The sequence below is a fragment of the Paenibacillus sp. JCM 9796 genome, from assembly GCF_055379675.1.
On sequence record NZ_AP043723.1, the window covers coordinates 4848717 to 4861525 of the forward strand.

At 57.7% G+C, this 12809-nt stretch carries 11 protein-coding genes; 7 read left to right on the forward strand and 4 right to left on the reverse strand.

The annotated features are described in order from the left end of the window. Positions 1-7: 7 nt before the first annotated feature. Entirely contained in the window at positions 8-721 is a 714-nt protein-coding gene (gene dapD / locus ACZ439_RS23270; protein ID WP_054798717.1) for a 2,3,4,5-tetrahydropyridine-2,6-dicarboxylate N-acetyltransferase, read from the reverse strand. A gap of 499 nt (positions 722-1220) precedes the next feature. On the opposite strand from dapD, the gene pyrR reads away from it, so the two are divergent. From pyrR to pyrE, 7 genes are all read left to right on the forward strand, one after another. Further along, positions 1221-1802, forward strand: a complete 582-nt coding sequence (pyrR, locus tag ACZ439_RS23275) for a bifunctional pyr operon transcriptional regulator/uracil phosphoribosyltransferase PyrR (protein ID WP_054798759.1) — start codon at positions 1221-1223, stop codon at positions 1800-1802. Continuing rightward, on the forward strand, positions 1799-2707 hold the full coding sequence (locus tag ACZ439_RS23280; protein ID WP_141333748.1) for an aspartate carbamoyltransferase catalytic subunit: 909 nt from the start codon (positions 1799-1801) through the stop codon (positions 2705-2707). Before pyrR ends, ACZ439_RS23280 begins: the two co-directional genes overlap by 4 nt. A 46-nt stretch (positions 2708-2753) precedes the next feature. Beyond that, positions 2754-4037: a dihydroorotase gene (locus ACZ439_RS23285; protein WP_054795604.1), complete on the forward strand. Its 1284-nt coding sequence runs from the start codon at positions 2754-2756 to the stop codon at positions 4035-4037. A 41-nt stretch (positions 4038-4078) separates the two neighbouring features. After that, the gene (gene carA, locus ACZ439_RS23290; protein ID WP_127607256.1) at positions 4079-5260 is read left to right on the forward strand and encodes a glutamine-hydrolyzing carbamoyl-phosphate synthase small subunit; all 1182 of its coding nucleotides are present in this window, start codon (positions 4079-4081) and stop codon (positions 5258-5260) included. Beyond that, positions 5247-8462 carry a carbamoyl-phosphate synthase large subunit gene (carB, locus tag ACZ439_RS23295; RefSeq protein ID WP_127607258.1) on the forward strand — a complete coding sequence of 1072 codons (3216 nt, stop codon included), beginning with the start codon at positions 5247-5249 and terminating at the stop codon, positions 8460-8462. Before carA ends, carB begins: the two co-directional genes overlap by 14 nt. Positions 8463-8572: 110 nt before the next feature. Continuing rightward, complete coding sequence (gene pyrF / locus ACZ439_RS23300) at positions 8573-9313, forward strand: orotidine-5'-phosphate decarboxylase (RefSeq protein ID WP_054795542.1); 741 nt, start codon at positions 8573-8575, stop codon at positions 9311-9313. A gap of 85 nt (positions 9314-9398) precedes the next feature. After that, positions 9399-10055 (forward strand): orotate phosphoribosyltransferase, encoded by a 657-nt coding sequence (gene pyrE / locus ACZ439_RS23305; RefSeq protein WP_054795543.1) that lies wholly within the window; start codon positions 9399-9401, stop codon positions 10053-10055. A 160-nt stretch (positions 10056-10215) separates the two neighbouring features. Here pyrE and ACZ439_RS23310 read toward each other — a convergent pair whose 3' ends face one another. Genes ACZ439_RS23310 through ACZ439_RS23320 form a run of 3 tightly spaced genes read right to left on the reverse strand, consistent with a single transcriptional unit; the run spans position 10216 to position 12796 of the window. Continuing rightward, a complete protein-coding gene (locus tag ACZ439_RS23310) occupies positions 10216-10860 on the reverse strand; it encodes a methylthioribulose 1-phosphate dehydratase (protein ID WP_054798718.1) in 645 nt (214 codons plus the stop codon). After that, the gene (locus tag ACZ439_RS23315) at positions 10857-11519 is read right to left on the reverse strand and encodes a 2-hydroxy-3-keto-5-methylthiopentenyl-1-phosphate phosphatase (protein WP_464620269.1); all 663 of its coding nucleotides are present in this window, start codon (positions 11517-11519) and stop codon (positions 10857-10859) included. The genes ACZ439_RS23310 and ACZ439_RS23315 overlap by 4 nt, the downstream gene beginning before the upstream one ends. Continuing rightward, a complete protein-coding gene (locus ACZ439_RS23320) occupies positions 11516-12796 on the reverse strand; it encodes a 2,3-diketo-5-methylthiopentyl-1-phosphate enolase (RefSeq protein ID WP_201318403.1) in 1281 nt (426 codons plus the stop codon). Before ACZ439_RS23320 ends, ACZ439_RS23315 begins: the two co-directional genes overlap by 4 nt. Positions 12797-12809: the final 13 nt, after the last annotated feature.

Below are 12809 nucleotides of genomic sequence, written 5' to 3' on the forward strand. Positions count from 1 at the left end.
GCGCTATTTACAGGGTGCGCAGGTCTTTCAAAATTTCCGTTTTGGACTTTGTCTTGTCGTCCACTTTCTTGATCACGCGTGCTGGCGTACCCGCCACAACACTGAAAGGAGGCACATCTTCCACGACGACCGCGCCGGCCGCCACGACGGAACCTTCCCCTACGCGCACGCCTTCCAGAATAACTGCGTTCGCGCCGACGAGCACATCGTCTTCGATCACGACCGGCTGCGCCGAAGGCGGCTCGATGACACCCGCGAGGACGGAGCCTGCGCCGATGTGGCACATTTTACCGACTTTCACGCGGCCGCCGATGACGACGCCCATATCGATCATGGTGCCTTCGCCGATGGAAGCGCCGATGTTGATGACGGCACCCATCATAATGATGGCGTTGTCGCCGATGCCGACCATATCGCGGATGATGGCGCCCGGCTCGATGCGGGCGTTGATGCCTTTCAGGTCGAGCAGCGGAATGGCGGAGTTGCGGCGGTCGTTCTCGACGACGTAGTCTTCGATTTTCGCGCTTTGCTCGTCAAGCACCGCTTTAATATCGGTCCATTCGCCGAACAGGACGCCGCTTTTGCCGGATACGAACGCTTGGATCGTATCGCCGAAAGCGATGGATTCCAAATCGCCTTTTACATATACTTTCACCGGGGTTTTCTTTTTGCTTGTTTTGATAAGATTAATGACTTCTTCGGTATTCATTTCGATCGACATAATGTTTCACTTCCACTCCTTATGTAAGGTTGCCGCTCGGACAAGCGGACACGAACTACATCTTTTATAGCACAATCCACCGTTTCTAGCAATGTTTAAGACCCCGCATGCCGCAAAAGGAGACCGGGCCCGAACGCGATAACGCAACTGGCGGCCCTGACAGGAAAGGCAATGCCGATTCATCGTCCGCTTGTTCGGTTCGAACGATGAAGGCACCTCGACGTCTATTGACATCCGCTGTCGAACGTGGGATAATGCTCGTAACTGAAAAGCACCTTTAAAATGCAGTCCCGTGAGGCTGACAAGGTGAACGACGAATTGAACGGTCTACCCGGAACGGAACGACTTGGGTTGGTTATGTCCAGCTCATCTCGGTTCCTGCGGGCAGGTTCTATTTTCGCGCACGCTAACCTTGTCCACACGGCAAGGTTTTTTTATGTCTTGCGCAGTCGATCGCTTTGTGATGAAGGAATACAACGGTGAGGAGGTTCCGGTGTTCATGCAGCAAACCGAGCTTGTGCTAATGGACGATACGGCCATACGACGAGCATTGACGCGTATCGCCCATGAAATATTGGAACGAAACAAAGGCTTTGAAGATTGCGTACTCATCGGGATCCGCACCCGGGGTATTCATCTGGCCCGGCGGGTCGCTGAGAAAATTGTCGAAATCGAGGGAGCTAACGTACCGATCGGGGAAGTGGACGTCACGCGATATCGCGACGACCGGACCATCTCCGCACCCCCGCACGTAACCGCCTTGAGCGAAGAGGCGGCTGCGCTCGAAGCCGGACGGCAAAGCCTCGTGGTTCATAAGAAGAAAGTGATTCTGTTCGATGACGTATTGTACACGGGACGAACGGTGAGGGCGGCGATGGATGCGCTGATGGATCTCGGGCGGCCGCAATCGATACAACTGGCCGTGCTCGTCGACCGCGGACACCGGGAGCTGCCGATCCGGCCGGATTACGTGGGGAAGAACGTTCCGACCTCGCGAATGGAGAGCATTGAGGTGCACTTAACGGAATCGGACGGCGCGGACCAAGTGCTCATCACAGGACAGAGGAGGCAAGGCGAATGACACGAACTCAGCTTTTATCCGATAAACATCTGCTCGGAACGAAAGGGCTTAGCGCCGAAGAGCTGACATCCATTTTGGACCGCGCCGCTTACTGGGAGCAATATCCGGTGAAGGTGACCGGTCATTTGCAAGGCCGCTTCGTGGCCAACATGTTTTTTGAGAACAGTACGAGAACGAGATTTTCCTTTGAGGTTGCGGAAAAGCGGCTTGGCGCTGAAGTGCTCAATTTCACAGCCGCCGTATCCAGCGTTCAAAAAGGCGAATCGATTTACGATACGGTACGAACGCTGGAGTCCATGGGCATCGACGCCGGCGTCATCCGCATGAAGCCGAACGGTCTCTTGCCCGAGCTGGTGCAAAAAATCAAGGTGCCGCTGATCAACGCCGGCGACGGCAACAACGAGCACCCGACGCAGGCGCTGCTCGATCTGTATACGATCCGCCAAACATTCGGCGGCTTCAAAGGGCTGCACGTCGCCATCATCGGCGACATCCAGCACAGCCGTGTCGCCCGCTCGAACTTGTGGGCGCTGCAAACGCTTGGCGCGAGGGTCAGCTTCTGCGCGCCGCAAGGCATGCGTGCGGATGAGCTGGGCGAGCACGCGCCTTATGTTACGATCGACGAGGCGCTGTCGGCCGACGTCGTCATGATGCTGCGGGTGCAGCTGGAACGCCACGAAGGCACGCTGTTCGGGTCGGCGGAGGAATACCGCGCCGCCTACGGGCTGACGTCGGAGCGGGCTGCGCGAATGGCGCCGCACGCGATCATCATGCACCCGGCCCCGTTCAACCGGAACGTCGAAATCGACGACGAGCTGGTCGAGTGCGAGAAGTCGAAAATTTTTACGCAAATGAGCAACGGCGTGCCGATTCGGATGGCCGTGATCGAGCGCGCGTTGAGCTAAGCGAAGGGGATTGCGCGAAACATTTTAACCATATGTGGAGGTTTTCATGGGAATTTGGATCTTGAACGCCCGCGTTGTCAGCGCAGGGAATGAAACACAAGCGAAGCACGTGCTGGTGGAGGGCGGTCTCGTGGCCCGTATTGCAGATGCGGACGGCACGTCGCCGGATGTCGGCGGACATGAAGTGATCGATGCCAAGGGCAAGCTGCTGACGCCGGGATTGATCGACATGCACGTGCACCTGCGCGAACCTGGCTTTGAACATAAAGAAACGATTGCGACCGGTACACGCTCGGCTGCCCGCGGAGGTTTCACAACCATCGCCTGCATGCCGAACACGAGGCCGGTCATCGACACGGTCGAGACCGTGAAGTACGTGCTGGACAAAGCGGAAACCGAAGGCGTCGTCCGCGTGCTTCCGTACGGCTGTATTACGAAAAACGAGCTCGGCCGCGAGCTGACCGACTTCGAAGCACTGAAGGAAGCGGGCGTAATCGGGTATACGGATGACGGGGTCGGCGTGCAAAGCGCTCAGATGATGAAAGACGCGATGGCTAAAGCGGCCTCGATCGGCATGCCGGTTATCGCGCACTGCGAAGACAACACGCTGGTAGAGGGCGCCGCCTTCTCGGAAGGCTCTTTCGCTCGCAAGCACGGGCTGAAGGGCATTCCGAACGAGTCGGAAGCGATTCATGTGGGCCGCGATATTTTGCTGGCTGAAGCGACGGGCGTCCATTATCATGTGTGCCACGTCAGCACGGAGCAATCGGTCCGGCTGATCCGGCAGGCGAAACAGATCGGCATCAAGGTGACGGCTGAGGTATGTCCGCACCATCTGCTGCTCTCGGACGAAGATATTCCCGGACTCGACGCCAACTGGAAAATGAATCCGCCGCTGCGCACGCCGCGAGACGTGCAGGCTTGTATCGAAGGTCTCATGGACGGTACGATTGATATCATCGTAACGGACCACGCGCCGCACAGCGAGGAAGAGAAGGCGCGCGGCGTACAGCTCGCTCCGTTCGGCATCGTCGGCTTCGAGACGGCCTTCCCGCTTCTGTACACGAAGTTCGTGGAAACGGGGGCCTGGAGTCTGGAGTTTCTGATCGACAAGATGACGAAGCTGCCGGCCGAAGTGTTCGGACTGCCGTGGGGAACTGTAACTGAAGGTAAACCGGCGGATTTAACCTTGATCGACCTGGAGTCGGAGAAAGCGGTCGATCCGGCGGAATTCGCTTCGAAGGGACGCAACACCCCGTTTACGGGCTGGGTGCTTAAGGGCTGGCCGACGCTGACGATGGTGGAAGGCAAGGTTGTTTGGTCGGTATGATGTAAAGCTTGAAAACAACATTACATAAGGAGTGAGCATCGATGCAGGCAAGATTGTTGTTGGAAGACGGTACGTTGTTTACCGGCAAGGCGTTCGGAAGCACCGGCGACTCGGTGGGCGAGGTCGTTTTTAATACAGGTATCACAGGTTATCAGGAGGTTCTCTCGGACCCGTCTTACTGCGGGCAAATCGTCACGATGACGTATCCGCTGATCGGCAACTACGGCATTGCGCGCGACGATTTCGAATCGATCCGTCCGTTCATTCACGGCTTTGTCGTGCGCGAGCACGAGATCGTGCCGAGCAACTGGAGAGCCGAGTATTCGCTGGACAACCTGTTGAAAGAATACGGCATTATCGGGATCAGCGGCATCGATACGCGGATGTTGACCCGCCGCATCCGCCATCTTGGCGTCATGAAAGGCATCTTGACCACATCGGATAAGCGCGTCGAAGAGCTGCTCGAGCAGTTGAACGGGACGCCGCTCATGACGGACCAAGTGTCCCGCGTCTCGACGAAAAGCGTGTTTAGCGCGCCGGGGACGAAAGAGCGCGTCGTGCTTGTCGATTACGGTTCCAAAAGCGGCATTCTGCGCGACCTGACGAAGCGCGGTTGTGATGTGGTCGTCGTTCCGCAGGATGCGACGGCCGAGCAAATCCGCCGCCTCTCGCCGGACGGCATTCTGCTGTCCAACGGCCCTGGGGATCCGAAAGACGTGCCGCATGCGGCGAAGATGATCGCCGAGCTGCTCGGCGAATTCCCGATCTTCGGCATCTGCCTCGGCCATCAATTGTTCGCCTTGGCGAGCGGAGCCGACACCGAGAAGCTGAAATTCGGTCATCGCGGAGGCAATCATCCGGTGAAAGAACTGAAATCCGGCCGCTGCTACATCACGTCCCAGAACCATGGGTACACCGTTAAGGAAGAATCGATCGCCGGCACGGAGCTGGAAGTGACGCACATCAACAACAACGACCGTACGATCGAAGGCTTGCGCCATAAGAAATACCCGGCTTTCTCCGTACAATATCATCCGGAGGCCGCACCGGGACCGTTCGATTCGAGCTATTTGTTCGACGAATTTCTGACCATGATCCGCGACCATCAAAAAAATACGCCGAAGATTTCACGCCAAGCGCAACTCGCAGCGGCTTACGAACAGCAGGCGAACGGCGCCGCAGGATCCGTTTCGAAAGGGGAATTGACCTATGCCAAAAAATAATACACTTAAAAAGATTCTCGTTATCGGTTCGGGTCCGATCGTCATCGGCCAAGCGGCGGAATTTGACTACGCCGGGACGCAAGCTTGCCAAGCTTTGAAAGAAGAAGGCTACGAGGTCGTTCTGATCAACAGCAACCCGGCTACGATCATGACCGACACGAACATGGCTGATAAAGTATATATCGAGCCGATCACCCTGGATTTCGTCACGCAAATTATTCGTCAAGAACGTCCGGACGGCTTGCTGCCGACGCTCGGCGGTCAAACCGGCCTGAATATGGCCGTGGAGCTCGCTCGCGCGGGCGTGCTCGAACGCGAGAACGTGAAGCTGCTCGGTACGCAGCTGACCGCGATCGAGAAGGCGGAAGACCGCGACTTGTTCCGCGATCTGATGCGCGAATTGGAGCAGCCGGTGCCGGACAGCACGATCGTGACGACGGTGCAGGAAGCGGTTGATTTTGCGAATGAGATCGGTTATCCGATCATCGTGCGTCCGGCCTATACGCTGGGCGGAACGGGCGGCGGGATTTGCGCGAACGAAGAAGAGCTGCTCGAAACGGTCGCATCCGGGATTCGTTACAGCCCGATTAACCAATGCTTGATCGAGAAAAGCATTGCCGGCATGAAGGAAGTTGAGTACGAGGTCATGCGCGATGCGAACGATAACTGTATCGTCGTCTGCAACATGGAGAACTTCGATCCGGTAGGCGTCCACACGGGCGATTCGATCGTCGTCGCTCCGAGCCAGACGCTGTCCGACCGCGAGTACCAAATGTTGCGTTCGGCCTCCTTGAAAATTATTCGCGCGTTGAATATCGAGGGCGGCTGCAACGTTCAGTTCGCGCTTGATCCGCACAGCTTCCAATACTACGTGATCGAGGTTAACCCTCGGGTGAGCCGTTCTTCCGCGCTGGCGTCCAAGGCTACAGGGTACCCGATCGCCAAAATGGCTGCAAAAATCGCGATCGGCTACACGCTTGACGAAATCGTCAACCCGGTCACGGGTCAAACATACGCCTGCTTCGAGCCGACGCTCGACTACATCGTGTCGAAAATTCCGCGCTGGCCGTTCGATAAATTCACCTCGGCCAACCGGAAGCTCGGGACGCAAATGAAGGCGACCGGCGAAGTCATGGCGATCGGCCGTACGTTCGAGGAATCGATCCATAAAGCGATCCGTTCGCTTGAAATCGGCGTCCACCGTCTGTTCTTGAAAGAAACCGATTTGCTGGACCAAGCGACGCTGGAGCAGCGTCTGGTGAAGCCGGACGACGAGCGGATGTTCCTGATCGCCGAAGCTTTGCGCCGCGGCTACACGGTGCAGCAGCTGCAGGACTTGACGAAGGTGGACTGGTGGTTCCTGCACAAGCTCGAGGGCATGATTAAATTCGAAGCCGAGCTCCAGCAGCCGGAACTGACGCCGGAATTGTTATATGAAGCGAAGCGCAAAGGGTTTACGGACCGCGCTATCGCCGAAATTCGCCAGTCGGCCGACAAAGGGCTGAACATGACGAAAGAAGCGGACGTTCGCGCTTACCGCCTCGGCCTGAACCTGAAGCCGGTGTACAAAATGGTCGACACGTGCGCAGCCGAATTCGAAGCTTCGACGCCTTACTATTACTCGACCTACGAAACCGAAGATGAAGTGAAGGAGACGACGAAACAGAAGGTCGTCGTGCTCGGCTCCGGACCGATCCGGATCGGACAAGGCATCGAGTTCGATTACTCGACCGTTCATGCGGTGTGGGCGATTCAGGCCGCCGGTTACGAAGCGGTCATCATCAACAACAACCCGGAAACCGTGTCGACGGACTTCAATACGTCCGACCGTCTGTACTTCGAGCCGTTGTTCTTCGAGGACGTCATGAACGTCATCGAGCGTGAGCAGCCGATCGGCGTCATCGTGCAGTTCGGCGGCCAAACGGCGATCAACCTGGCGGCACCGCTGTCCCAAGCCGGCGTTCGCATTCTCGGTACGGATCTGGAGAACATCGATGCGGCCGAAGACCGTAAGAAGTTCGAAGCGCTGCTGCGCTCGCTCGATATCGCTCAGCCGCCGGGCGGCACCGTCACTTCGGTCGATCAAGCCGTTGGCATGGCTTCGAAGTTCGGTTATCCGGTGCTCGTGCGCCCGTCCTACGTATTGGGCGGCCGGGCGATGGAAATCGTCTACTCCGACGAAGAGCTGCTCAGCTACATGGAATACGCAGTGAAAATCAATCCGGAGCATCCGGTCCTGATCGACCGTTACATGCTCGGTAAAGAAGTTGAAGTCGACGCCATTTGCGACAAAGAAACCGTATTGATTCCGGGCATTATGGAACATATCGAGCGGGCGGGCGTGCACTCCGGCGACTCGATCGCGGTGTATCCGACGCAAACCGTATCGGAAGAGCTGAAGCAAAAAATTATCGACATCACGACGAAAATCGCCCGCGGCTTGCAAGTGGTCGGCCTCGTCAACATCCAGTTCGTCATTTATCAAGATGAAGTGTACGTGATCGAAGTCAATCCGCGTTCTTCCCGGACGGTTCCGTTCTTGAGCAAAGTCACGAAAATCCCGATGGCTAACGTGGCGACACGCGTCATCATGGGTGAGACGCTTGCGGATATGGGTTATGAGAACGGCTTGTGGCCGGAAGACAACTACGTTTCCGTTAAAGTGCCGGTGTTCTCCTTCGCCAAGCTGCGCCGCGTCGACACGACGCTCGGACCGGAGATGAAATCGACGGGCGAAGTCATGGGCCGCGATAAAACGTTCGCGAAGGCGCTCTACAAAGGCTTGATCGGCTCCGGCATGAAAGTGCCGCCGACCGGCGCCATCATCGCGACGATTGCGGACAAAGACAAGGCGGAAGCGACGGAAATTTTCCGCGGCTTCGACCGATTGGGCTACCGCATCGTAGCGACAGGCGGTACGGCGGCGGCGCTTGAAAAAGCCGGGCTGAACGTAACCCGCGTCAACAAGCTGAGCGAAGGCTCGCCGAACATTCTGGATCTGATTCGCAACGGCGAAGCGCATTTCGTCGTCAACACGCTCACTAAAGGCAAAATGCCGGAGCGCGACGGCTTCCGGATTCGCCGCGAAGCGGTCGAGAACGGCGTCGTGTGCATGACCTCGCTCGATACCGTCAGCGCGCTGCTGCACGTGCTGGAATCGATTTACTTCCAATCGACGCCGATGCCTGCGCATCAAGCGTAACTATAAGCAGCAAACCCGAATTAGCACAGTGTCTCCGGCTTGACTGCGGAGCGCTGTGCTAATCCCTTGATGGGGCCCGAATGAGAAGGAAACGAGAAGGAGACGGACGAATGACAAAGAACGGCAGGTTGGCGGCGGAACGCATCATGGTAGCCTTGGACTACGCTTGCGAGGAGCAGGCGGAGACGCTTGTGAAGTCGCTCGAAGGCATTCCTTGTTACATGAAGGTGGGCATGCAGCTTTTCTACAGCGCAGGTTCCGCGTTCGTAGCGAGGCTGAAGGACAAGGGCTACAACGTTTTCCTGGATTTGAAGATGCACGATATCCCGAATACGGTTAAGGGCGGGGCCGAGAGCATTACGCGGCTCGGCGTGGACATGTTCAACGTGCATGCCGCGGGCGGAGTCCGGATGATGGAAGCGGCTCGGGAAGGCGTCGATAAAGCTGTGACCGGAGCGGGACAAGGCAGCAAGCCGCTGCTTATCGCCGTGACCCAATTGACAAGCACGAACCAGGCGACGCTGAACGACGAGATCGGTATTGCCGGCAGCGTGGAGGATGCGGTCATCCGGTATGCGAAGCTGGCGCGGCTTGCGGGCATGGCCGGCGTCGTCGCTTCGCCGCATGAAGTCGCGGGCATCAAAGAGGCATGCGGCACCGGCTTTGTCACCGTGACGCCGGGCATTCGTCCGGCGGGGGCCGACATCGGCGATCAATCGCGCGTCATGACGCCGCCTGAGGCGTTTGCGCAAGGCACCGATTATGTCGTCATCGGGCGTCCCATCACGGCTGCGCCGGACCCGAGAGCGGCGCTGGAAGCGATTATCGCTTCCGTCGAAACGGGCTGCTAAGCTGGAGCTGGCATGTAACCAGCCTGTAACTGGAATGGAGCACGAGCTTTTCAACCGATAATCCCCATAAAAGGAGCATACCCTAATGAGCGCCACAACGATTCGTACCAACCCGCAGCTTGCGGAACAAATCGCAGCCGATTTGCTGTCCATCGGCGCGGTCGCCCTGCGGCCGCAGCAGCCTTTTACCTGGACGTCGGGCTTGAAATCACCGATTTATTGCGACAACCGGCTGACCATCTCGTACCCGGAAGTCCGCGAACGGATCGCGGAAGGGTTCGTTTCGATCATCCGCGAATATTTTCCGGATGCCGAAGTGATTGCCGGAGCGGCGACGGGCGGTATTCCGCACGCGGCTTGGGTCGCGCAGAAACTTGGCCTGCCTATGGTATACGTACGCGATAAAGCGAAAGGCCACGGCAAAGAAAACCTGATCGAAGGCACGATCCGCCCGGGGCAGAAGACCGTCGTCATCGAGGACCTGATTTCCACCGGAGGCAGCTCGCTGAAGGTTGCGCTTGCCGTGAACGAAGCGGGTGCCGCTGCGCTTGGCGTACTGGGCATCTTCTCGTACCAGTTCGATAAGGCGAAAGAAGCGTTCGACGGCGCAGGCGTCCCGTTCGAGACGTTGACCAACTACACCACGCTGCTGCAGGTTGCCCTTGCGAAGGGCAGCATCCAGGAGCAGGATTTGGCTGCGCTGCAGGCATGGCGTGCGAACCCGAGCGAATACGGGAAATAAGTCGAGCAAGGCTTTTAGTTTCGATCGATTTGGAAGGTCAATATATGGAGAAAGCCCTCCGTCACCGTGTGACAGAGGGCTTTCTAATGTTACGGCCCAGCATGGGCGTCATCTCTACGATGTAAGGTAAGTCCGCAACACGGGCCGGCAAGCGCCCTGCTTATTTCTTCAATACAGCAAGCCTATAGGCGTATTCGAACAAAAACTCGAATGCCTCCAGATGGCGCTTCGCCTCGAATGCATTGGCGCCCCAGGCGCAAATGCCGTGTTTGCGAATGAGGATGCCGGGAATGCGCGGGAGAATCGATCGTTCCACGAGCTCGGCGATTCGCGGAATGTCCGCATAGTTGGGCACAATCGGAATCTCAATCTGCGCTTCCTCGTCCCAGATGTTGAACGCCTTGATGAGCTCGACGCCGTCGATCGGCACGCTGCCGCGTTCGGCGTACCACTCCGAGATCACATTGTTGAATACCGTATGCACATGGAAAATGGCGCCTGCTCCGGTTGCCCGATAAATCTCGCAGTGGATCAGCGTTTCCGCCGACGGCTTCAAGCTCGTCGCTTCGATCGCTTTCCCGTTCTGGTCGACGAGCAGGAAGTCGGACGGGGTATTGACCGATTTGTCCTTGCCGCTCGCCGTCACGGCGAAAGCGAACTGCTCGGGGGCGAACCCGCCCACGCGGATCGACAGGTTGCCGCTTGTCCCCGGAAACCATCCCCGTGAGGACAGCAAGGTTTTGATTTCCCGCAGCTCGGCGAACGCCTGCTGTTTCTCTTCTAGCGTAATGGCGCTGAAGCTCACCTTACGTTCAACTCCTCTATATGCTGGATCACATCATAAAAGTTTTCGAACGGCTTATAATTCAAGCCGAGTTCCTTGCACAAATCGATGAGGTGCGCGCGCGCATAAACCGTATCCACAAGCTTGGCCCCCTCGAAGTCGGTCACGCTGTCGCCGATCAGGATACGTTCGTATTCATCTGCGGGATAGGCGCGAATGATCGTCGTTTTGCACATCCCGCAATCGTTATGACAATGCTCGTCGCACGCGTGCGGCCACAAGATACGGAAATGCGAGCCGCTGAAATCGCTGGCGTTGCAGTATATATTGTCGCTCGGAATCGGGAACGCCGACAGTACGGGATACACGAAGAAGTCGATTCCCCCGCTGGTGACGAGAAACGTAATGCCTTCACGCATGCAATAGTCGAGCAGCTCGGCGAACCCCGCACGAATCGTCACATTGCGGATCGCAAAGTCGATCACTTCCTCCTTGCGGGAGGTGGGAAGGAGGGCGAACATGCGTCCGACCCCTTCGCGAATCGTGATTTCTTTGTTAATCACCTGATCCACAAGCTTATCCCAGCCTTCCGGCTGAAAATGCTTCATAATGGCAACGATGTTGTCGTTGACGGTAATCGTGCCGTCGAAATCGCAAAAAATAACGCGCCGCTTGCTCATTCTTTAATCCCCCAAGCTTGAATTGCCGCCTGCAGTTCCGGGTGGGTTTCCGCATACGTTCTTAGCGGAATGCCGCTCAAGCAGCCGTCGATCGCTTGACGGAACGCGCGTCCTCCGGCCGCTGCGCCCATCGGGTGACCATGGACGCCGCCGCCGGCGTTCACCACGACGTCATGTCCGAAGTCGCGCAAGATCCACGGCACAAGTCCCGGATGAATGCCGGCGGACGGCACCGGGAAGCTGGTCCGCAGCGACAGCTGGTCCGCAGCGCGGCCGCCCGTCACATAGCCGGACGCTTCGGTTGTTAGGAGAGCATCCTTGATGGCCATGTTTTCCTCCAGCGGCATGACGACCGATCCGTACGGGGAAGGGAACAGAACGAGATCCGCTCCGGCCAGGCGCATCAGCTTGCCGAGCAGGACGTTAGCCGAAATGCCGTGGTACGCCGAGGGGTAGAAGGCGCCGGCGAGCGCCGGGTGCGCCATAATCGGCACGTTCACGTCGGGATGACGGCTCAGCTCGGCAAGCGCGTCGAATCCGTAGGCCAGCACGTTAAACAGCAGCGCATTGGCGCCGGCTCCGATGGCGCGCCTGGCTTGCTCAACCAAACCGAACGTCGGACCTGTCAGGTTAGCGGCATACAGCAGCTTTTGACCTGTTTCGCGTCCGGCCTGCTCCGCTGCCTCCATGCACACCTCAACGCGTCGTTCGATCGGCGTCAGCGGGTTCTCGAACAAGATCTCATCGTCCTTGATCAAATCGACGCCGCCAAGAGCCTGTTGGTAGAACTGCTCGCGCAGCGCCGGCAAATCGTGGCCGATTACCGATTTGAAGATGCTCATCAGCAGCGGTCTGTCTTGCACGCCGAGCAGGTCGCGTACGCCCTGCAGACCGAAACGAGGACCCGGGAAGGCGTCCAGGAACGAAGGCGAGAAGGTGAGATCGGTCAATTTAATACGGCCGTCCATCGACAGCTTGCCGAATACGGTGACCAGCAGCGCCGGAATGTCGCGGCTGAAGTTGACGTCCGGATAGGCGATCCGAATGTCGGCGTACCGTTCGCCGAGCGATTCGCCGGCAGCGGGTTCATGGACGTCGACGGAGACGACCCGGCCGAGGTGTTTCTCCATCTCGGCCTTCCGCGCTTCGGGCAAATCCGTCCAGCTGCCGACGGTCAGACCGACGGCGATACCGGTTGCTTTCTTATGAAAATCCGCTTTCTCGTCATAACAGCGGTATGTCGCTATGCAATAAGAAGCTGGCAAGGGCAAACTCACGATAATCCACCTC

What these genes read in the sequence shown, in the direction of transcription:
- carA (WP_127607256.1), top strand. Translation starts at nt 4,079, where the DNA reads ATGCAGGCAAGATTGTTGTTGGAAGACGGTACGTTGTTTACCGGCAAG.
- carB (WP_127607258.1), top strand. Translation starts at nt 5,247, where the DNA reads ATGCCAAAAAATAATACACTTAAAAAGATTCTCGTTATCGGTTCGGGT.
- ACZ439_RS23280 (WP_141333748.1), top strand. Translation starts at nt 1,799, where the DNA reads ATGACACGAACTCAGCTTTTATCCGATAAACATCTGCTCGGAACGAAA.
- dapD (WP_054798717.1), bottom strand. Translation starts at nt 721, where the DNA reads ATGTCGATCGAAATGAATACCGAAGAAGTCATTAATCTTATCAAAACA.
- ACZ439_RS23285 (WP_054795604.1), top strand. Translation starts at nt 2,754, where the DNA reads ATGGGAATTTGGATCTTGAACGCCCGCGTTGTCAGCGCAGGGAATGAA.
- pyrE (WP_054795543.1), top strand. Translation starts at nt 9,399, where the DNA reads ATGAGCGCCACAACGATTCGTACCAACCCGCAGCTTGCGGAACAAATC.
- pyrF (WP_054795542.1), top strand. Translation starts at nt 8,573, where the DNA reads ATGACAAAGAACGGCAGGTTGGCGGCGGAACGCATCATGGTAGCCTTG.
- ACZ439_RS23315 (WP_464620269.1), bottom strand. Translation starts at nt 11,519, where the DNA reads ATGAGCAAGCGGCGCGTTATTTTTTGCGATTTCGACGGCACGATTACC.
- pyrR (WP_054798759.1), top strand. Translation starts at nt 1,221, where the DNA reads ATGCAGCAAACCGAGCTTGTGCTAATGGACGATACGGCCATACGACGA.